This is a genomic window from Castellaniella sp., assembly GCF_034675905.1.
In the GTDB taxonomy this organism is placed as follows: domain Bacteria; phylum Pseudomonadota; class Gammaproteobacteria; order Burkholderiales; family Burkholderiaceae_B; genus Castellaniella.
In genome coordinates, this window is sequence record NZ_JAUCCV010000002.1 from 36,129 (window position 1) to 51,796 (window position 15,668).

The following is a 15,668-nucleotide window of genomic DNA, read 5'->3' on the forward strand; positions in this document are numbered from 1 at the left end:
GTGGGGCGCGACGCGTTCACGAACAGAATCGACGCTATAAAGGATGCAAACATGCGACGCGACAAGCGGGCGCGTGCCTTGGAGCGAGAACTAAAGTTCTTGTCAAAGCTGAAATTCAAAGTGGAAGAGCCACATGAGTGAAACAATCTACCGCAGAACACAGCACACCCTGAATACCCTCAAGAAGTGGCATGACATGGGCGGCGGCGGTTCTGGCGCTGAAGAACAGGCACGACAAGAGCTTGTGGCGCTGTGCCGCAAGGTCGACGGCAGCGACGAACTCGCGGGGTTGGCCCGCGCACTACTGGATTCGCTGGACATGGAGTCTCGAATCCAGGCAAATGCCCCAAAATTTGGCACCACAGCGTCTGCAGAGCACCGAACAGCAGCGACGCTTGCCGCGATGAATACCGCAGAATTGCGTCGAAAACTTGCCAAATTTGTTAGTTACCACTAACTTACAAAGAGACGATAATGAAAAAGACAACCAAGCTTCTGATCATGAACGCTGCGTGCTTCGCGGTGCGTTGTGCGTTTGTTCTTGCGGGCGCAGGCACAGTCGCCAAGGAGGTCATGCCCGTGAGCGCAGGATGGCGCTGGGTGGTGGTGTATGGCGCGCTGTTGGCGGTCTATGCGCTTGCAGCCATTGGTGACTGGGTCAGCGACTACGCATACAAGCGGGAGAAAGGACTGTGACGTTCTGGGACTTCCTGGTGCTGTGCTTGGCCATCTACTACAGACGCGAAATCTGGGACTTCCTGGTCTACCTGCTGATCGTGCTGGCTGGCAACGAACGTCAGTGGAAAGAAATGCAAAAGCGAATGAACGGGGACGACGAATGACGCTGTTTGTGGGGATTGACCTGGAAACAACCGGGCTGGATTGGGCGACGGGGCACCGAATCATCGAGGTCGCCGCGATCATCTACCGTGAAGACGAAACCCGCGTGGGTGCATACGTGCAGCGTATTGACCCCGAGCGGGCTATCGACCCCAAAGCACAGGCAGTTCACGGCATCAGCTACGAAGAGCTTTCGATGTGTCCCAAGTGGGAAGCAGTCGCGCCCAAGCTGCATGCGCTGCTATCCAAGTGCGATGAAGCAGTCGCCCACAACGGGCGCGGGTTCGACGCCCCCTTCCTGATCCACGAGTTTGACCGGGTGGGTCTTTCGGTCCCCAGTTGCCTGCACCGCTGCGTCGACACGATGGTTGACGGGCGCTGGGCAACCCCGATGGGGAAGCTGCCCAACCTGGGGGAATTCGCGTTCGCGACCGGGACGCCGTATGACGTCGCCCAAGCACACGGGGCCGAATATGACGTGATGGTCATGATGCAGGCATTTTTCGCGGCAAGAAAATGGGGATATTTCAATGCCATTAATACCGCCCGATCTGCCGCTTAGTCGGCTCACCAGAAGGGTCAGGGGCCAGAATTGGACCCATGAATCAGTCGCGCTTTACAACTTGGTGAAAAGCCTCGGTGGCGACATCACCATTGAGTATGAAAACACAACGCCCGAATGCGGGATGATGATCGACAGTCCCGCACCCGGCAAACTCAGAATCACAACCTACAAGGAATGAACATGGATCACGAAGAAAAGTTTTGGGTTTCGCTTTGGAGTCTCGTTGCGGTTGTTGCTGTCACTCTGATCCTTGGGTTGTTGCTCTATAACGCTGACAAGAATCAGAAGATCGCAGATATGGTCAAGGCCGGCGCCGACCCCATCATCGTCTCGTGCGCAATGGGGACTGTCAGCGAGGGGACCGGCGCATCTGCTCTTTGTTCCCTGCGCGCCAGTGGTGCGGCGAAATGAAAAAGTTCGCAAAGCCCTGGCAAGGGATGGAAAGCGCGCCCCACGACCGCCCTATTCTGGCATTTGTGGATGACTCCAGCGCCCCCTACGAAGAAGAGTCGGGCATCTTGACGGTCTACCGGGCGCACACTGAAGCGTTTGGCGGCGCAACTACTGGATTTCACATCATTCGCTGGGGCGGCGAATACGACGGCGGCGAAGACGAAGGCTACTGCCACATACCCGACTGGTGGTTTGTCGACGACGGCGGGGACTTTGAAACCCCGGCATACCCGATCTGCTGGATGTCGATTCCTGACGTCTACAAGGGAGTCGGGCAATGAAATTTCAATTCAAAGCTGACGTCGTCTTCGAGGCAGAAGACTTGGACGACGCTTTCAACAAAATCGCAAGCCACTTTTTAGAACTGGCTGGCGACGAAGACGCTGCGAGTCTGGACATGCTCGCGGGCGGATTTGACCTTCACCGACTGGCGCTTCGTCAACGGACAGAGCAAGAGAGGGGCGCATGACAACCAAGCAATCTGATCAAAACACTGGAATCCCCGCAGACCTGCTCGCCCGGTTTAAGTCCCCGTTGACGCACTACGGCGTCTTGGTTCGTGCCCTGCGCATTGTCGCTGACACCACGTTGCAGGAAATGGCGACCTATATGGACACCACGCCAGCGACCCTTAGTGGTATGGAATTCGGGTATCGAGAGCCCAGCTACATGGACCTCTGCGCCATGCGGGATTTCTTCCAGGCAAAGGGGCTTGACGTCTCATTTGGTCTTCTCAGCCAGTCTTTGCACGGTAGGCAATCATGAGCGCGCCCGCGCTGCTCTTTATCGACCCAAAGGGGCGCCGTTGGTATCCCTACACAATCACGTTCGACAGCCCTGACGGCACATTCGACGTTGATCTTTACGCGATCAGTGAAGACCACGCCCGACTGCAGCTCGACGCGTTGAAAGAGACGGGTCGCGTCACTGGGCGAATCATCGAAGTCTTCCCAGAAGACGACCCGGCAAACTAACCAGTCTTTCGACCCCGGCAAACAGGGGTCTTTCCATTTGAGGCAAGCCATGAGCAATACACAGGCACTTGCTGCATTTTCTCAGCGAGCCATCGTGACGGCAGTCAAAGTTGCGGTTGATGCGATAGCTGAAGAGAGAATGCCGCCAAGCTACCAAGACCCGACCGCACACGACGCGATTGAGGCATACACCGAGACGATTCAGCGTTATATCGAAAGGGAGAAAGCTCTCTGGATCAATGATAGCGTCTGTCTTACCGCTGATTTTCTGCGGCGAATGGTTGGATTCCTGATCTTGGTCGCCGCGTCGAGCGACAACACGGTGTCAATTCCATACGACGATGCGCTAAAAATTCTCGAACTGCACAACGCATTTTCGGGCAACACCGCTATGACGCGAGCACTCAATGTCGTTCTTTAACTTCAACAAGAACCCCGACCGGGCGCTGCGCCAGCACCCGCTGCTGAAGGGCAAAAAGCTGATCGGACGCGGGCTGATGTCTGGCGTCTTTGATTGCGACGATGAATGCGTCTACGTCGTCACTTGTGATCGCGCTAAGTATCTGTTTTATCAGGAACTTTGTGATGGGAAACATGCATTCTTTCCGAAGGTTCTCGAAGACCACGGCTCCATCGCCCGCGACGTCAAGTTGCTGCGCGTCGAGCGACTGGAAAAGCGTATTCGGCGGGCTTCCGGTCAGGGCGAAATTTGTATTCGGCAAGGTCGTGGTCAAGGCGTAGAGACCCAGGCGTGCCGCACTCCCCAGGACTGGGTGCGTCTCCTGAACTGGGTTGCGGACTACACGGAACACGACGGCGGGAAGCTGCGCCGAACCGAGCCGTGGGCGTATCAGGCGGGCGTCCTTCGAGTTGCCGCCTGGATGGGGCAGTCCGAACCCCACCATCAGGCGCTGATAGCCCTAAGCGACTTCATCGGCGACGCAAGGTGCACGCTTGATCTGCAACCGAGCAATTTCATGTATCGGGGCGCGGCGTTGGTGTTCAACGACCCCGTATCCCACATGGGCGGCGATATGGATTTGTTTGCTGGGTGGTAGCGCCGACATTGAGGTCTGAGACTGATGGCTCAAGCAGCTCGATTAACTGAACGCAAGGAACGATCATGGGATTACTGAAAAACGCCGCCAACATCGAAGAGGCTGCGCTGGCTCAACTACTAGGGTCGCTGGGCATCGACGATGAAGCCCTGGCCCAAGAGGTTGCAGGCACACAGCATCCTGCAGCGCAACGCATCGCAATCAAAGAAGTCGGTGGGAAGTCGAAGAAAGCAGACAGGCGCATCGCACAAAAGCCCGTGCGTCGCCATCACGCAAATATGGTTGACCGCATGCGCGACACGCTGGCCGATCACTTCGACGACGCCATGCTGCTGACTGTCGCTGAGCGCGCACTGAATGGCGAAGCGCGCAAGACCAAAGCAAGCGAAAACGCAACAATGATTCGCGGGCTGGGCAAGAAGGCGGCGCACCGTGCCACCTTCCTGATCGAACACGCACAGGGTCGCACCGAGAAACTGAATGGCGTCATGCGTCTGGCGCTGGACACCCTAACCAAGGACGAGCGACTGACAACAGGCAAAGACGGGAATCTTGTCGCTGCGCTGGTTGCGTCGGGCAAGACTGCTGCAACCAGCCGAGCAATGGCGGGCAACACCATCATCGCCATGAAGGCGCTGCAGATCATTCGCGTGGCGGGCGACCAAGCATTTATCGCCAATCCAGACAGCGCCCTGTTGCCGCTTCTGGCCAAGCAGGCATGAACGGAGTCAAGATTGTGCAGCCCGGGGAGGGTTATCTTCCCTGGGTCTGCTTTCTCGCGCGCCTCATAGAACCGAGTTCGTCTGTCGTGGTCCTGCGGGTTGACAACCCCGGCGATCCTCGGGGCTACTCCGACGTTCGCGCCGATGTCCTTTTGGACTCGCGATACAGCGATGTCCAAAAGCTAAAAGTTCTGGGCGGTCGTCAACTGTAGTTATCTCACTTCAGACCGCCTGCAGTCAGCGCTCACTATAAAGCCATCAACAATAAATGGTGAACGCGATGACGAAAGACGAAGCAATTCAGCGTCTGAATGAAGTGTTTGGCGCGACTGCGCGTAAGCACAAAATCTTCATTATCACGAAGAAAGTTAGCGCCAGCGGCATGAGTCGGGAAATGGAAATTTATGTATTCGACAAGAAGGCGAACGACATGCGGTGGATCACACCCGTCGTTGCGTCTGCTTGTGGATACAAGATGACCCGCGATGGCGACAGGATGCGAGTCGATGGGTGCGGCATGAACATGCACTTCGCGGTCGCGTATGACTTGAGCCAAACGCTGGGCAAGAAAATCGAATACCAATCTCTATAAGGAATAACGATGCGACCAGTCAATGACGCGGAGAGCATCACGCTGAAGAACGCTTGGGGCGGTTTCAACCCAGTAAAGCGCCAGCGCTTTGAAATCACCGCTGAGGACATTGGGCATACTCGACCGCACTACCGTGGACACAACTACTCGGCATACACATTTACTCACCGGGACGTCGGCAAGCAAATCTCGTGCATGAACGAAAACAACGACGGCACCAGCGGATGGACCTGCTGGGTTTTCGCCGACTAATAGAAATATAGGAGCTGACATGAAAAGCCAAGAAATCTTCAACCGCGTTTTGACCCACCTTCGCAAGCAAGGTCACGCCTCTTTTGGTTCTGCTGGCGATAACGGCGAAACGTGTTTATATCGCGGCGACAACGGCGACATGTGCGCGGTCGGGTGCTTGATTACCGACGAGGCATACGACCCCGCGTTTGAAGGTGATGATATCAGCGAGCAACGCGTGCTGAATGCTGTAGAGACGTCGATTGGGCGAATCACGAAGCGACAGGGCGAATTACTGATGAGGCTTCAGCGAGCCCATGACTTCCATCTCGACCGAGGCATGGGCGTGTGGGAAGGACAAATGGTCTGCATCGCCCAAAACTTCAACCTGAAATACACGCCTCCCGCGTGAACTCAGAATAACAACATCAGCCAAACAAACAGGTAAACGTCATGAAAATCATCAAAGGCCCCGAATATGTTGCGCCAAAGAACCACCTTGCAGGACTCAATTTGGAACTGATGGGCACCCGCGAAGAAGCCATGAGCAGGCGCAAGGTTATGGCTTGCGTAGCAGACGCGGTTCGTGCGGAAGGATACGACCCTGACGGTAAAGCGGAAGTCGGGTTCCCCGTCGCATGCGACGACGAATCCAAAACCCTTTCGGTTTGGTTTTACGAAAAGCTGCCAGAAGGCCCGGTCGAAAAGACATACACCGTTATCGGCGTCTACCGCAGCGACGATTACGAGCGGTTTGCTGACGTCGTTTGGGCTGACTCGCCAGAGCGAGCGGAACAAATTGCGCGCAATATACGCTCCGCCGATCCCGACGAACTGATTATCGCTGGCGTCGTCGAAGGTTCCCCCAAAGTGGTTCTGTAGGAGGCAGACATGAAATTGCGGCATCGTAGGCGCCACATCGCGTTTGCTGTTTTTAATTGGTTCGTTGACGAAAAGTATCAGTCCAGGGTCGCCAGAAACGACATCGGCAGAAAGGGCTGGGGTAACAGGCACGACGGTCGAATGGCTTGGTATAGGGGCTGACATGACGTTCAAAGAGGCAATCGAATATGGATACCTGAGCAGACAAGGCGAGTATAAGGGCGCGCCCTGGATCTGCAACGGACGACAGTATCCAACATGGCGCGAAGCACTCGCTGCAGCGAACGCCTCGCTCGCAGCCCACGCGCCTGACCCCGTGACTTGTAATGTGATTATCGAAAGACGCCAGGGATAAAACATGAAGATCAAAACCAAAGACCTTGTCGGCACCGCCTTGGATTGGGTGGTGACAACGTCGCGAGGCTTGAAAATCGAATATGACGGCATAGCCCATTGGGTTGTCAGCGACAAGTTCGCCAAACAACTCGGAGCGCATTTTGACGCGACAGGTAAACAGTGCGGGTATTCACCATCAACCGATTGGGCGTGTGGTGGACCCATCATCGAGCGCGAAAAGATTGAACTCATACCGGAGAGAGTCAAGGTTGGTTGTTGGTGTGCAGCGCTATGGGATGAAGATCGGTGTGCTGACATAAGTGCCACTGGCCCAACGCCGCTCATTGCCGCTATGCGCTGCTACGTCGCTTTCGCCATAGGTGACGAGGTGGAAGTGCCCAACGAACTGGTAACGCCATGAAAGACAGCGATTTCACCGTGGCCCCGCTTTGTATGCTGGGTCTATTCCTCGTGATTCTTTTCATTATCGCGATCAACGTGCAGCCAGACGATGAATACAAGCGTTGTTCCATCATAAGCAAGGTAAAAACCGGCAAAACGCGCCCCGATGTTGCTATGAAATTCGTGGGGCGACAGCACGAAACCATTATTACCTGGAAGTGTGCCAGCGGCGAGAAGCTGCAGGTCACTTGGGAGAATCACTGATGAACGCAAAGCAGACCGTTTACGGCGCCAGGATCAACCCTCCCCCACCCGATTACCACCAACAGGACTAACCATGAACGACCAACTTTCACAGGCACTTGCAAGCGTTATCAGCCAGGGTGCTGGCGCGCTTTCGTCGGGCATCACGTTCTTGCAGTCGGAAATCCCCGATGTCATCGCCCAACTGCTGCTGTGGAAACTCGTGTGGTCGGGTGCGAAGGCAATCTTTTTCCTGGCGGTTGTCATCGCGTGCCTTCGACTCTTCAAGTTCTTCTACCAGAAAACCGCCCTGTATAACGAAGCCTGCGCGCGAATCAAGCGGGCAAAATACGGAAGCGACGAATGGGATGCCGCCAAAAATGACATGGATGTCTACGAGGATGGCAGTATCGCTGGCTACCTGGGCTGCACCGTCTGCGTGCTTGGGCTTGGAATAGCAGGCTTTGGCGTCTTCGCCCAGGTCGGCAATGTCATTCAAATCTGGCTGGCACCGAAGATTTATCTGATCGAATACGCCGCGTCGCTGGCGAAATAATCAGCAATCAACAATCACAAATGGAACTGTCATGGATAAAGCCGAAGCTCAAAAGCAATTGAAAAACCTGGAAGATAAGTTCAGCGAGGAAGTCGCTGCGCTGCGCAAAATCATCGAAGCGCCAGAGGTCGCGCCATCTTTGTTGACTGGACCTGAGCCGGGTAGTTCCAAACCTTATTGGGTGCTGGGCGAACATCCGGTAGACGGGCATCTGCGGGCGAAGAATTATTTCGCAAAGTCTCCCAACACAGCCAACTATTCACATGGCAACGTTTTTCCCAACAGAGACACTGCCAGCGCCCACGCCGAAGCCATCAGCACCATGCTCACGCTGCGACACCAGCCGGGGACGGTCTCCCCCGTCTCCGACAAATCGCAGTATCTGATCGACCTGGATGGCGACTTGATCGCGCGGGTTAAGTCTTATTGCCGCGCTGATCTGAAATTCACCAGACTGTCGCCGTGCTTCGACACCGAAGAGCAGGCACAGGTCGCGCTCGATACGCTCGGGGCTGATCGCGTCAAACGGATGTTTGAAACCCTGCATGGCATCAAGAGTTAACCGTGACGGGCGTCGCGCCGGTCGCTGACGCCCACAATAAAAACATCGACAACAAGATCGGATAAACGCGATGAAAAAGTTTCTCTGCACCATGTCCGACCGCAGCGTTAAGCCTCACTGTCGTTGGGCCGTAATTACAGATGACGGATATGTAGACCCAACCGATGATGACTGCGGAACGCCAATCGAAGACTTTGTAATGTATTTCTGCTCGGACATCGAGGTTTCGCGCGATCAGGCGTTTGAGATTTTTATGCGCTTGATTGAAGCCAGTGAAGACGGCGAGCGGGCAAACCTACGGGATGTCATCGACGCGGTTGTCGCCTCCACCTGATACGCACAATAAAACCATCGACAACAAAACAGGTAAACGCAATGAAATTTCCCAAGCACCTGCGGACACAACTGGTCGCGGACGTTCGGGCGGTCTGCGCGGCGCAAGCCAAGATGCTTTCCGAAAAGCAGTCAGCAGACCTTCAGGATCGCCCGTTCACGGCAGAAATGATCGCTGAAATTCGGAAGCAGTCGCCGTTCGCGTTCGTTCACGAAATCAATGCGCAGCGCTCCTACGATGACAAGCACCCGCGTTGGCGCAGCGAGAATTATCTTCCGCGCGTGCTGGAACCGTCGCATGTGGACGGACGGTGCTGGCTGAACGAACTCTACGACCGCGACGGCTACGACCTGAATGACGAAACGCTGCGCACCGCCGTTGTCTGGGCGCTGCGTCAGGTTGCATCAGGCGAAGGAGCTTGATGATGACGAAAGACGACGCGCTGGACTTGGCGCACAGGTATCGAATCCCGCTGGGCGAGGGCTTTCACACTCTGGGAAGCGGCGTGGTGGAAAACATCATCGCTGCGGCAGACGAATGGAAATACCGCAAGCCTATTGACGCCAACGGATCGCGCGCCCGCTACTTCTACGCCTACATGCAGCGGGCGGCTTCCCGTGACTGACGACGAACGAATGGTGCCTGCCCCACGGGCGCACCATTCAATCATCGACAGCAAAACAGGTAAACACCGTGTTAATTCCGAATCACATCACCTGCTGGACGGACTATCCGTTCAAGACACTGGGTGACAAGCCATACGAACTCGCCCCAATCCGACACGTCAAGATTCTCGGTTGGGACGGAAACAAATACGTGCTGGTGCGCGACATAGAAACCGGCGTCGTGCTTGGTTCCGTCAAGTGTGGCTACCTGTATCGCAACCGTGCCCGCCTGGGCCACGGAGCAAAGCCCGTAAATCCACGCAAGATCGAAAGGTTCGGCCAAACCAGCGAGTATTACGACTGGATTGAGGGCGATTTGTAATTTGTCGCCGCCACCTGACGCCCACAATAAAACCATCGACAACAAAACAGGTAAACAACATGGCCAAGCAAGAATTCGACCGCGACCGAGACATTTACGCCTATATCTGGGGTGATAAATTCGAGAGCTGGTCGCACATCAATGTGCGGATTTTCAACGCTGTTCGATCCGTATGGAGTTACGACGGCATCTGGATCGAAGCGCGATGCCAGGGCGGTGGCTCAGGATACCGCGACGATGGGACGCCTGAAATGTATGGCTTTCAATGGGGCGCTGTGCCGCAAGCGACGGTCATGTCGCTGTGCGCAGTCGAGTCTGCAGCCAAGGCCATGCGCAAAATCGCGCGCAAGTTTGAATCGGAAGACCTGCGCGAATCGCTGGGTTTCGCCAGCTTCGCCTCCAAGCTGCTGCGCGCAGCAGGCGCGAAACACTGCTTCATCAATCAAAACTTCAATCGAGGTTTTGAAGGCGCCATCACCGAATCGCTGCCCTGCTTTACCACGCCCGAGGATATATACCGCGAACTTGATGCGCTGGAACGTGCGGCGCTGGCTCAAGTAGCGTCGAAAAGCGAGTGGGCGGCATGATTAAGGTCAAAGACATCGTCTACGAAAATGGCGCTTCCTGGGTGCTGCGAAGTGGCAAGGAGAGCTGTTATTTCGTAATGGTCAATGGCGTATCGCTTGCGAAATCAGATAGCGCATACCCGCTCGACGAGGACGGGCTATCTATCGCCAAGGCGCGCTGCGACTGGCTGGCGAAGCGAGAAGCAGAAAGGCAGCCCACGAAGAAGGTGGTCCTGCTCGATGACCGGCACGTCATTATCGACGCACCGGGGCGCTATATCGCCCGCAACGGACGCGTCGTCGAAATATTCAGGATCGACGACCCCAAGAAATCGACCTTCAACTGCAAGGGACTCCGACTGCGCAAAGGGTTGAATGGAAAGGTTGAGCGCAAATACGACATCTGGCATCCGTCTGGCGCGAGATTGGCGATTTCCGAAAGCCCCTGGGATGTCATCACCAAGGAAAAATCATGACCGAAGAACGTCACGAATGTTTTGACCACGGCCACTGGTATCAGGATTGGGACGGTGCCATTTATATCGTCCCCGATGACCGCTATGGGCTGGCCGAAACCTATGGGCCAGACGGTGAAATGCTGGATGCAATCAACAAGGCTTACCGCGAGTGCTGGCCCACGCCTTCATGGCAGGTTGACCCCGAAGTGATCGCAGAAAAGCTGGACCTGGAAACCGTTCCTGAATATCTGCGCAGGTTCGATCCCGAAATTGGCTACTACCACGCGTGAGGCAGAACATGAAAGTCATCTGGAAATTCGAAATCCTGCACAACCAACCCATCGAAATGCCGGTGGGGGCGAAAATTCTGACCCTGAACACAAGGCGAGTCGATGTGCGTTTGGGCAGAGTGTGACCCTGACGCACCAACTGAGGCGCGAATCTTTCGCGTGGTCCCGACCGGCTGCAGAGTCGGAGCTGACGAACACTACTCCGACATGCGATACATCGGCACCGTGTCATTCAATAACTTCGTTTTGGTGTGGCACATTTACGAGTTGATCAAATAGGAAACCGTTTAAATCGCGTCACAAGCGATTATCTCGCTGACCCGCCATAACCCCACCACCCAGCAAAATAAAACGCGCCTGGGCGATCCTGGCGCGACAAGGAGCATATTGTGCGACATGACCTGAAGCCAGGATTCAATGTGGACAGAATCGACGTGCAGGCGGGGACAAACGAACTCACCGCTTGCGGATACACCGACCCTTGCACCGTCGAGGTCATTCGATACGCGCTGATGCGCTGGGCACGCGGCGAAGAAGAGCAAGCGGAGCGCGGCGCAATCGACGAGTCCTTTCATGGCATTCCATTCACCTGCTGGCGCAGGGTGCTGGCTGCCGCCATGTCAGCGACAGAATGAAGCCATCAAACAAATAAAGGTAAACATCATGCCGATACTGATCAGCAAAACCTACGAAATCTTGGACGAGGAATCGCTGGAAGCGGGCGAAACAAATGACCGCGGATTCGAGTTCGAGGATAAAGAGTTCGACTTCAAGGAACTGGTGCGCGAACTGGAAAATTACCCGAATCCCTCATGTTATCCCGGTGTGCCGCACTGGGTCAGCTCAAACGACGACCCCGACCTTGCCACGGGCGACACCGTGATCTACAGCCTGCACCCAGGGCGTGACGCCCGCAGTCAGCGGTATTGGGCGAAAGCGTGTCGGGCTGCCGGTATCTGCGACTGAAAATAACACAATCACAACAACAGGTAAACATCATGGACAAGAAAGAACTTCAAGCGCTGCTGGATGAAGTCGCGGGGATTCTGGGCGGCACAGCACTCGCTGTGCATGATTGGACCGGCTACATTGACCTGCCAGAAATCAATAAGTTGGCGCGAATTTTCTTTCGCGTTGACGGGAAAAAGCTGTGGGTCAGCGGACATACCACCCTTTCCGGCGAGAACAAATACTGGCTACCGAGTCGCGCTGATGTGATTGGTATTTCGTGGGCGCGGGGAGCGGCTGTCATTGCGAAAGAAATCCAGAGCAGGTTTCTGCCTGAATACACGGAATGGATTGATGAAGCCGCGACGCTAATCGCCGAGAGCGACGCCCGCGATGCCATACTTCACGCCAGGGCGAATGTGATCCGGGAAATCATTGGCGATAATCACTCATATGAGCATGCGAACTTCACCTTTCATGGCTATGATCGGGAGCGAGGACTGTCAACCAGCGGAGGCGTCAACAGCGTTGATGTCACCTTGGAAATGCGCGTAACCTTCGAGGAAGCGAAGACGATTCTTCGGATGATCAACAAGGGGCGAAAGAATGCGTAGTCTGATACTTGCAGGAACCGCGCTGCTGGCGTTTGGAGCGGTTGCATCTATGCCCATCCACGCTGAAGAGCGCGGCAGCGCAACCTATGTGGGCGGCGGTCGCTACACCTGCCACGACCGCAGCGCCGAATGCGCCATCGTCAAGCAGAACAATCGCCGCATTGACGAGTATGAAATCAGGGAGCGCCAGCAGCGCGACCGCCCGTATGTGAACCCCGACCCCACATTCAGCAGCGGGTCTGACCGCTGGTATCAACCGTCTGGCAGCAAACAGAAAAAGGAACGCAGCAAATGATCTGGTTTCTCCTTCTCGTGTTCTCGCTGGGTGTGGGGCTGGTTGGGCAAGGCTGGTGGTTCTTCATCTTGATCGCGGTCTCGTGCTTTCTCGATGTTGCCTGGGGAAGGCCCATGCGTGAACGCGAACGCATTGAAAAAGAAATCAATGATTCTTGGCGGTGATAACTTCCTGACACTATAAATTGTGCGGAAACGCAGAAATTCTTGCGCCCAAAAATGTAAGTTACCACTAACCAACTGACAGGCGAAGCGATGAACAGATATTTCTTCAACGTCAAAGAAAGCATGCAGGTCATGGTGGTGGCTGACACGCCCCATGAGGCCATGGAGTCCCTGCTGGACGACCTGGGGGTGCGTCTGGTTCGGGCAGTTGAAGACCCAACCGTCATGGTGGGCGATACGCGGGTGGCGCCGATCAAGTTGAACGCCAAGATCATCCCGTTTCGCCCGCGCAGCACGCCTGCGATGAACGATCAAGATTGATACATGGACAACACGGGAAACGCCATGACCACCTACACCTTTTCGATGGACCTGCGAGTCCACGACGAACACGCGATCCGCCAGCTTGCTCGCCAGCAAGCGATCAACGATGGTTTGGGCGACGAAATCGCCGACGAATTCATGGACGAGGACATCAACGATATCACCGACTGTCTGCAGATGATTCTCGACCCTAGCTGCATCGAAGGCGCAGAGATTCTTGGGTCTGCCGCTGAATGCACAGCAATCGACTGGGCGGAATAACGATGGGCAAGTCACAACCGCAATATCTGATTGAAGCCTTGGCGTCATGCAAGACGCACCCGAAGGGCGCACAAATCATCTGCACCGGACCGCGCCACTGCATTGCTCGCGGCTGGCGAGTCATTAAACGAATCTAGGAGCCACCATGAAGGGAATTACCGAGCGCATCGAGGGCGACAAGCTGATCCTCGAAATCGACCTGAACGGCAACTTTGGCGTGTCCTCGACAGGGCGCTCCATCACCATCGCTACCACCGAAGGCTTCCAGAAGATCGAGGCCCGCCCCGGCATGAGCTATTCGGTCAACGTGAACCTGCCCGTGCGCTACGCCAAGCAAGCGCAGGCAAAGCCCGCGTCCAGCCAGGATGACGGGATCGAGAACATCGAGGTCTGACATGGGTCTAGACATTACCGCATACAGCAAGATCGGCGACTTCATCGAGGCAGAAATCACTGACGCGACCGACGCGCTGATTGACGCACGCAAAGCGCGCCTCCTGTGGGTTAACCCCGACTTTCCTGGACGCGCCGACCCCATCACGAAGACCGGCGTCTACGCCATCCCTGACGACGCCCAAAAATTCCACTTTTGCGCAGGTTCATACAGCGGCTACAACCAGTGGCGCAACGAACTCGCCCGCATTGCAGGATACGAAGACGCGGGCGAAAAACGATACGACCGCGGTTGCTGGGCCAAAGGCATTGGGCCGTTCCACGAGCTGATTGATTTCAGCGACTGCGAAGGCGTCATTGGCGCCGATGTCGCGAAGCGTCTTGCTGTGGACTTTTGCGACTTCGCGGGCAGCGCTATGCAGCAGAACAACGACTTCACCAGGACATACCTGGACTTCATGCATGTGTTTCGAATGGCTGAGCATGGTGGTGTCGTCATTTTCCACTGATCGTTCCTGGGTCTGAAACCCACAATAAATCATCACACAACGGGAGAAAACCATGGGTCTGGATATGTATGCGTTTGCGGTCGATCAAGCGGTTGTCGGCGACAAAAAAGTTGATACACAAGTCATCATCAGTGACGACGACGAAAATGGTGAGGAAATTCACTACTGGCGCAAGCATCACGACTTGCATGGCTGGATGCAGCGTCTCTACCAATCCAAGGGCGGACAAAGCGAGAGCTTCAACTGCGATCAGGTCGTTCTGACCAGCGAAGACCTTGATCGCCTCGAAACCGACATCAAAGAGGGGAAGCTGCCCCGCACCGAAGGATTGTTCTTTGGCAACAACCCGCCCGACGTTGAATCCCACGCGGACGACTTCGAGTTCATTCGCAAGGCACGCGAAGCCATCGCTGATGGCAAGGCGGTCATTTACGACAGTTGGTGGTGAGCCATGAGCCAATACCCTGAACATGACAAGCTGAAAGCGCTGAACGGCAAGAACCAGATTGTCGGTAATTTCCTTGGATGGCTGTTCGAAAGTAACCGGCTTATCGCTCAATGGGGCGAAGACGATCAACTCTTGCCAGACATGCGATGCATCGAGGAAATCATCGCCGACTACTTCGGTATCGACCGCAACGAGCTGGAAGCGGAAAAATATCAGATGATCGAAGCCATGCGTGCCGCCCAGCAACCGTAACAATCAAGCATCGCAACTACAAAACGAGAAACGCCATGACGAACAACCAACAAACGATTGAACCTGACGACCGAGACAGTTTGGCGGCAATGGCAACCAAACAAATGATCGAAGACCACGGCGAAGTCACCACCGAGGCGGCACTGTTGCTGCTTCAGTCACGCACCGTGGTCGACGCAATCATGTCGCTGGACGCATCCCTGGAACAGCGTCGGGAAATTGCGCTCTGGGCTGCGCAGTTGTTCTCTGAAATTTTTGCCCTCATGCACAACAACATCGACGCGCTGGGTCACCCGAAGGATGTGTGCGCCATCGCCAGCGCCATTGGCGCGCTGATGGAGCCCAACGAAGACGCGCAGGAAGCTGCTTAAACCGCGCCATGCTCCATTTTTCTTTTTTTCTAACCCTC

General features: G+C 55.4%; 39 protein-coding genes. All 39 read left to right on the top strand.

Annotated features, from left to right (window positions below; all coding sequences use genetic code 11):
- Positions 1-133 precede the first annotated feature (133 nt).
- The 39 genes from VDP79_RS01080 to VDP79_RS01270 all read left to right on the top strand — a co-directional run bounded on the left by VDP79_RS01080 (position 134) and on the right by VDP79_RS01270 (position 15,630).
- Complete coding sequence (locus VDP79_RS01080; protein WP_323016391.1) at positions 134-457, top strand: hypothetical protein; 324 nt, start codon at positions 134-136, stop codon at positions 455-457.
- A 17-nt stretch (positions 458-474) separates the two neighbouring features.
- Complete coding sequence (locus VDP79_RS01085) at positions 475-696, top strand: hypothetical protein (protein WP_323016392.1); 222 nt, start codon at positions 475-477, stop codon at positions 694-696.
- Complete coding sequence (locus tag VDP79_RS01090) at positions 693-842, top strand: hypothetical protein (protein WP_323016393.1); 150 nt, start codon at positions 693-695, stop codon at positions 840-842. The genes VDP79_RS01085 and VDP79_RS01090 overlap by 4 nt, the downstream gene beginning before the upstream one ends.
- The gene (locus VDP79_RS01095) at positions 839-1,402 is read left to right on the top strand and encodes a 3'-5' exonuclease (protein ID WP_323016394.1); all 564 of its coding nucleotides are present in this window, start codon (positions 839-841) and stop codon (positions 1,400-1,402) included. Before VDP79_RS01090 ends, VDP79_RS01095 begins: the two co-directional genes overlap by 4 nt.
- A gap of 183 nt (positions 1,403-1,585) precedes the next feature.
- A complete protein-coding gene (locus tag VDP79_RS01100) occupies positions 1,586-1,816 on the top strand; it encodes a hypothetical protein (protein WP_323016395.1) in 231 nt (76 codons plus the stop codon).
- The gene (locus VDP79_RS01105; protein WP_323016396.1) at positions 1,813-2,139 is read left to right on the top strand and encodes a hypothetical protein; all 327 of its coding nucleotides are present in this window, start codon (positions 1,813-1,815) and stop codon (positions 2,137-2,139) included. Before VDP79_RS01100 ends, VDP79_RS01105 begins: the two co-directional genes overlap by 4 nt.
- Positions 2,136-2,327, top strand: a complete 192-nt coding sequence (locus tag VDP79_RS01110; protein ID WP_323016397.1) for a hypothetical protein — start codon at positions 2,136-2,138, stop codon at positions 2,325-2,327. Before VDP79_RS01105 ends, VDP79_RS01110 begins: the two co-directional genes overlap by 4 nt.
- On the top strand, positions 2,324-2,623 hold the full coding sequence (locus tag VDP79_RS01115) for a helix-turn-helix transcriptional regulator (protein WP_323016398.1): 300 nt from the start codon (positions 2,324-2,326) through the stop codon (positions 2,621-2,623). The genes VDP79_RS01110 and VDP79_RS01115 overlap by 4 nt, the downstream gene beginning before the upstream one ends.
- On the top strand, positions 2,620-2,832 hold the full coding sequence (locus VDP79_RS01120) for a hypothetical protein (protein WP_323016399.1): 213 nt from the start codon (positions 2,620-2,622) through the stop codon (positions 2,830-2,832). Before VDP79_RS01115 ends, VDP79_RS01120 begins: the two co-directional genes overlap by 4 nt.
- A 49-nt stretch (positions 2,833-2,881) precedes the next feature.
- The gene (locus VDP79_RS01125; protein WP_323016400.1) at positions 2,882-3,253 is read left to right on the top strand and encodes a hypothetical protein; all 372 of its coding nucleotides are present in this window, start codon (positions 2,882-2,884) and stop codon (positions 3,251-3,253) included.
- On the top strand, positions 3,240-3,890 hold the full coding sequence (locus VDP79_RS01130) for a hypothetical protein (protein WP_323016401.1): 651 nt from the start codon (positions 3,240-3,242) through the stop codon (positions 3,888-3,890). The genes VDP79_RS01125 and VDP79_RS01130 overlap by 14 nt, the downstream gene beginning before the upstream one ends.
- Before the next feature lie 65 nt (positions 3,891-3,955).
- On the top strand, positions 3,956-4,612 hold the full coding sequence (locus VDP79_RS01135) for a hypothetical protein (RefSeq protein ID WP_323016402.1): 657 nt from the start codon (positions 3,956-3,958) through the stop codon (positions 4,610-4,612).
- A gap of 280 nt (positions 4,613-4,892) precedes the next feature.
- On the top strand, positions 4,893-5,204 hold the full coding sequence (locus VDP79_RS01140; RefSeq protein ID WP_323016403.1) for a hypothetical protein: 312 nt from the start codon (positions 4,893-4,895) through the stop codon (positions 5,202-5,204).
- A 9-nt stretch (positions 5,205-5,213) separates the two neighbouring features.
- Positions 5,214-5,456: a hypothetical protein gene (locus VDP79_RS01145; RefSeq protein ID WP_323016404.1), complete on the top strand. Its 243-nt coding sequence runs from the start codon at positions 5,214-5,216 to the stop codon at positions 5,454-5,456.
- 19 nt (positions 5,457-5,475) lie between these two features.
- Entirely contained in the window at positions 5,476-5,847 is a 372-nt protein-coding gene (locus VDP79_RS01150; protein ID WP_323016405.1) for a hypothetical protein, read from the top strand.
- Positions 5,848-5,888: 41 nt separating this feature from the next.
- Complete coding sequence (locus tag VDP79_RS01155) at positions 5,889-6,317, top strand: hypothetical protein (RefSeq protein WP_323016406.1); 429 nt, start codon at positions 5,889-5,891, stop codon at positions 6,315-6,317.
- A 358-nt stretch (positions 6,318-6,675) separates the two neighbouring features.
- Positions 6,676-7,074, top strand: a complete 399-nt coding sequence (locus tag VDP79_RS01160) for a phage protein NinX family protein (protein WP_323016407.1) — start codon at positions 6,676-6,678, stop codon at positions 7,072-7,074.
- A complete protein-coding gene (locus tag VDP79_RS01165; RefSeq protein WP_323016408.1) occupies positions 7,071-7,319 on the top strand; it encodes a hypothetical protein in 249 nt (82 codons plus the stop codon). The genes VDP79_RS01160 and VDP79_RS01165 overlap by 4 nt, the downstream gene beginning before the upstream one ends.
- A gap of 73 nt (positions 7,320-7,392) precedes the next feature.
- A complete protein-coding gene (locus VDP79_RS01170; RefSeq protein WP_323016409.1) occupies positions 7,393-7,854 on the top strand; it encodes a hypothetical protein in 462 nt (153 codons plus the stop codon).
- 31 nt (positions 7,855-7,885) lie between these two features.
- Entirely contained in the window at positions 7,886-8,416 is a 531-nt protein-coding gene (locus VDP79_RS01175; protein ID WP_323016410.1) for a hypothetical protein, read from the top strand.
- Between the two features lie 70 nt (positions 8,417-8,486).
- Positions 8,487-8,750: a hypothetical protein gene (locus VDP79_RS01180; RefSeq protein ID WP_323016411.1), complete on the top strand. Its 264-nt coding sequence runs from the start codon at positions 8,487-8,489 to the stop codon at positions 8,748-8,750.
- Between the two features lie 41 nt (positions 8,751-8,791).
- A complete protein-coding gene (locus VDP79_RS01185; RefSeq protein ID WP_323016412.1) occupies positions 8,792-9,172 on the top strand; it encodes a hypothetical protein in 381 nt (126 codons plus the stop codon).
- A complete protein-coding gene (locus tag VDP79_RS01190; RefSeq protein WP_323016413.1) occupies positions 9,172-9,375 on the top strand; it encodes a hypothetical protein in 204 nt (67 codons plus the stop codon). The genes VDP79_RS01185 and VDP79_RS01190 overlap by 1 nt, the downstream gene beginning before the upstream one ends.
- A 68-nt stretch (positions 9,376-9,443) precedes the next feature.
- Complete coding sequence (locus VDP79_RS01195; RefSeq protein ID WP_323016414.1) at positions 9,444-9,737, top strand: hypothetical protein; 294 nt, start codon at positions 9,444-9,446, stop codon at positions 9,735-9,737.
- Positions 9,738-9,796: 59 nt separating this feature from the next.
- A complete protein-coding gene (locus tag VDP79_RS01200; protein ID WP_323016415.1) occupies positions 9,797-10,324 on the top strand; it encodes a hypothetical protein in 528 nt (175 codons plus the stop codon).
- Positions 10,321-10,779, top strand: coding sequence for a hypothetical protein (locus VDP79_RS01205; RefSeq protein WP_323016416.1), 459 nt, complete (start codon positions 10,321-10,323; stop codon positions 10,777-10,779). Before VDP79_RS01200 ends, VDP79_RS01205 begins: the two co-directional genes overlap by 4 nt.
- Entirely contained in the window at positions 10,776-11,051 is a 276-nt protein-coding gene (locus VDP79_RS01210; RefSeq protein ID WP_323016417.1) for a hypothetical protein, read from the top strand. Before VDP79_RS01205 ends, VDP79_RS01210 begins: the two co-directional genes overlap by 4 nt.
- Positions 11,052-11,470: 419 nt before the next feature.
- A complete protein-coding gene (locus VDP79_RS01215; RefSeq protein ID WP_323016418.1) occupies positions 11,471-11,686 on the top strand; it encodes a hypothetical protein in 216 nt (71 codons plus the stop codon).
- Between the two features lie 28 nt (positions 11,687-11,714).
- On the top strand, positions 11,715-12,017 hold the full coding sequence (locus tag VDP79_RS01220; protein WP_323016419.1) for a hypothetical protein: 303 nt from the start codon (positions 11,715-11,717) through the stop codon (positions 12,015-12,017).
- Between the two features lie 32 nt (positions 12,018-12,049).
- Positions 12,050-12,613: a hypothetical protein gene (locus tag VDP79_RS01225; RefSeq protein WP_323016420.1), complete on the top strand. Its 564-nt coding sequence runs from the start codon at positions 12,050-12,052 to the stop codon at positions 12,611-12,613.
- A gap of 49 nt (positions 12,614-12,662) precedes the next feature.
- Positions 12,663-12,908 (top strand): hypothetical protein, encoded by a 246-nt coding sequence (locus VDP79_RS01230; protein WP_323016421.1) that lies wholly within the window; start codon positions 12,663-12,665, stop codon positions 12,906-12,908.
- The gene (locus VDP79_RS01235; protein WP_323016422.1) at positions 12,905-13,072 is read left to right on the top strand and encodes a hypothetical protein; all 168 of its coding nucleotides are present in this window, start codon (positions 12,905-12,907) and stop codon (positions 13,070-13,072) included. The genes VDP79_RS01230 and VDP79_RS01235 overlap by 4 nt, the downstream gene beginning before the upstream one ends.
- Before the next feature lie 90 nt (positions 13,073-13,162).
- Positions 13,163-13,393 carry a hypothetical protein gene (locus VDP79_RS01240; RefSeq protein ID WP_323016423.1) on the top strand — a complete coding sequence of 77 codons (231 nt, stop codon included), beginning with the start codon at positions 13,163-13,165 and terminating at the stop codon, positions 13,391-13,393.
- Between the two features lie 24 nt (positions 13,394-13,417).
- Entirely contained in the window at positions 13,418-13,657 is a 240-nt protein-coding gene (locus tag VDP79_RS01245) for a hypothetical protein (protein ID WP_323016424.1), read from the top strand.
- A 145-nt stretch (positions 13,658-13,802) separates the two neighbouring features.
- Positions 13,803-14,051: a hypothetical protein gene (locus VDP79_RS01250; protein WP_323016425.1), complete on the top strand. Its 249-nt coding sequence runs from the start codon at positions 13,803-13,805 to the stop codon at positions 14,049-14,051.
- 1 nt (position 14,052) lies between these two features.
- Positions 14,053-14,559 carry a hypothetical protein gene (locus tag VDP79_RS01255; RefSeq protein WP_323016426.1) on the top strand — a complete coding sequence of 169 codons (507 nt, stop codon included), beginning with the start codon at positions 14,053-14,055 and terminating at the stop codon, positions 14,557-14,559.
- A 52-nt stretch (positions 14,560-14,611) separates the two neighbouring features.
- Entirely contained in the window at positions 14,612-15,007 is a 396-nt protein-coding gene (locus tag VDP79_RS01260; protein ID WP_323016427.1) for a hypothetical protein, read from the top strand.
- A 3-nt stretch (positions 15,008-15,010) separates the two neighbouring features.
- Positions 15,011-15,259 carry a hypothetical protein gene (locus VDP79_RS01265; protein WP_323016428.1) on the top strand — a complete coding sequence of 83 codons (249 nt, stop codon included), beginning with the start codon at positions 15,011-15,013 and terminating at the stop codon, positions 15,257-15,259.
- A 35-nt stretch (positions 15,260-15,294) separates the two neighbouring features.
- Entirely contained in the window at positions 15,295-15,630 is a 336-nt protein-coding gene (locus VDP79_RS01270; RefSeq protein ID WP_323016429.1) for a hypothetical protein, read from the top strand.
- Positions 15,631-15,668 lie beyond the last annotated feature (38 nt).

Coding starts and splice junctions, on each gene's coding strand:
- VDP79_RS01115 (WP_323016398.1), top strand. CDS start 2,324: ATGACAACCAAGCAATCTGATCAAAACACTGGAATCCCCGCAGACCTG.
- VDP79_RS01240 (WP_323016423.1), top strand. CDS start 13,163: ATGAACAGATATTTCTTCAACGTCAAAGAAAGCATGCAGGTCATGGTG.
- VDP79_RS01140 (WP_323016403.1), top strand. CDS start 4,893: ATGACGAAAGACGAAGCAATTCAGCGTCTGAATGAAGTGTTTGGCGCG.
- VDP79_RS01165 (WP_323016408.1), top strand. CDS start 7,071: ATGAAAGACAGCGATTTCACCGTGGCCCCGCTTTGTATGCTGGGTCTA.
- VDP79_RS01245 (WP_323016424.1), top strand. CDS start 13,418: ATGACCACCTACACCTTTTCGATGGACCTGCGAGTCCACGACGAACAC.
- VDP79_RS01205 (WP_323016416.1), top strand. CDS start 10,321: ATGATTAAGGTCAAAGACATCGTCTACGAAAATGGCGCTTCCTGGGTG.
- VDP79_RS01105 (WP_323016396.1), top strand. CDS start 1,813: ATGAAAAAGTTCGCAAAGCCCTGGCAAGGGATGGAAAGCGCGCCCCAC.
- VDP79_RS01110 (WP_323016397.1), top strand. CDS start 2,136: ATGAAATTTCAATTCAAAGCTGACGTCGTCTTCGAGGCAGAAGACTTG.
- VDP79_RS01235 (WP_323016422.1), top strand. CDS start 12,905: ATGATCTGGTTTCTCCTTCTCGTGTTCTCGCTGGGTGTGGGGCTGGTT.
- VDP79_RS01200 (WP_323016415.1), top strand. CDS start 9,797: ATGGCCAAGCAAGAATTCGACCGCGACCGAGACATTTACGCCTATATC.
- VDP79_RS01220 (WP_323016419.1), top strand. CDS start 11,715: ATGCCGATACTGATCAGCAAAACCTACGAAATCTTGGACGAGGAATCG.
- VDP79_RS01170 (WP_323016409.1), top strand. CDS start 7,393: ATGAACGACCAACTTTCACAGGCACTTGCAAGCGTTATCAGCCAGGGT.
- VDP79_RS01255 (WP_323016426.1), top strand. CDS start 14,053: ATGGGTCTAGACATTACCGCATACAGCAAGATCGGCGACTTCATCGAG.
- VDP79_RS01225 (WP_323016420.1), top strand. CDS start 12,050: ATGGACAAGAAAGAACTTCAAGCGCTGCTGGATGAAGTCGCGGGGATT.
- VDP79_RS01265 (WP_323016428.1), top strand. CDS start 15,011: ATGAGCCAATACCCTGAACATGACAAGCTGAAAGCGCTGAACGGCAAG.
- VDP79_RS01180 (WP_323016411.1), top strand. CDS start 8,487: ATGAAAAAGTTTCTCTGCACCATGTCCGACCGCAGCGTTAAGCCTCAC.
- VDP79_RS01230 (WP_323016421.1), top strand. CDS start 12,663: ATGCCCATCCACGCTGAAGAGCGCGGCAGCGCAACCTATGTGGGCGGC.
- VDP79_RS01260 (WP_323016427.1), top strand. CDS start 14,612: ATGGGTCTGGATATGTATGCGTTTGCGGTCGATCAAGCGGTTGTCGGC.
- VDP79_RS01190 (WP_323016413.1), top strand. CDS start 9,172: ATGATGACGAAAGACGACGCGCTGGACTTGGCGCACAGGTATCGAATC.
- VDP79_RS01250 (WP_323016425.1), top strand. CDS start 13,803: ATGAAGGGAATTACCGAGCGCATCGAGGGCGACAAGCTGATCCTCGAA.
- VDP79_RS01080 (WP_323016391.1), top strand. CDS start 134: ATGAGTGAAACAATCTACCGCAGAACACAGCACACCCTGAATACCCTC.
- VDP79_RS01145 (WP_323016404.1), top strand. CDS start 5,214: ATGCGACCAGTCAATGACGCGGAGAGCATCACGCTGAAGAACGCTTGG.
- VDP79_RS01175 (WP_323016410.1), top strand. CDS start 7,886: ATGGATAAAGCCGAAGCTCAAAAGCAATTGAAAAACCTGGAAGATAAG.
- VDP79_RS01100 (WP_323016395.1), top strand. CDS start 1,586: ATGGATCACGAAGAAAAGTTTTGGGTTTCGCTTTGGAGTCTCGTTGCG.
- VDP79_RS01155 (WP_323016406.1), top strand. CDS start 5,889: ATGAAAATCATCAAAGGCCCCGAATATGTTGCGCCAAAGAACCACCTT.
- VDP79_RS01185 (WP_323016412.1), top strand. CDS start 8,792: ATGAAATTTCCCAAGCACCTGCGGACACAACTGGTCGCGGACGTTCGG.
- VDP79_RS01095 (WP_323016394.1), top strand. CDS start 839: ATGACGCTGTTTGTGGGGATTGACCTGGAAACAACCGGGCTGGATTGG.
- VDP79_RS01150 (WP_323016405.1), top strand. CDS start 5,476: ATGAAAAGCCAAGAAATCTTCAACCGCGTTTTGACCCACCTTCGCAAG.
- VDP79_RS01270 (WP_323016429.1), top strand. CDS start 15,295: ATGACGAACAACCAACAAACGATTGAACCTGACGACCGAGACAGTTTG.
- VDP79_RS01120 (WP_323016399.1), top strand. CDS start 2,620: ATGAGCGCGCCCGCGCTGCTCTTTATCGACCCAAAGGGGCGCCGTTGG.
- VDP79_RS01085 (WP_323016392.1), top strand. CDS start 475: ATGAAAAAGACAACCAAGCTTCTGATCATGAACGCTGCGTGCTTCGCG.
- VDP79_RS01160 (WP_323016407.1), top strand. CDS start 6,676: ATGAAGATCAAAACCAAAGACCTTGTCGGCACCGCCTTGGATTGGGTG.
- VDP79_RS01210 (WP_323016417.1), top strand. CDS start 10,776: ATGACCGAAGAACGTCACGAATGTTTTGACCACGGCCACTGGTATCAG.
- VDP79_RS01130 (WP_323016401.1), top strand. CDS start 3,240: ATGTCGTTCTTTAACTTCAACAAGAACCCCGACCGGGCGCTGCGCCAG.
- VDP79_RS01125 (WP_323016400.1), top strand. CDS start 2,882: ATGAGCAATACACAGGCACTTGCTGCATTTTCTCAGCGAGCCATCGTG.
- VDP79_RS01135 (WP_323016402.1), top strand. CDS start 3,956: ATGGGATTACTGAAAAACGCCGCCAACATCGAAGAGGCTGCGCTGGCT.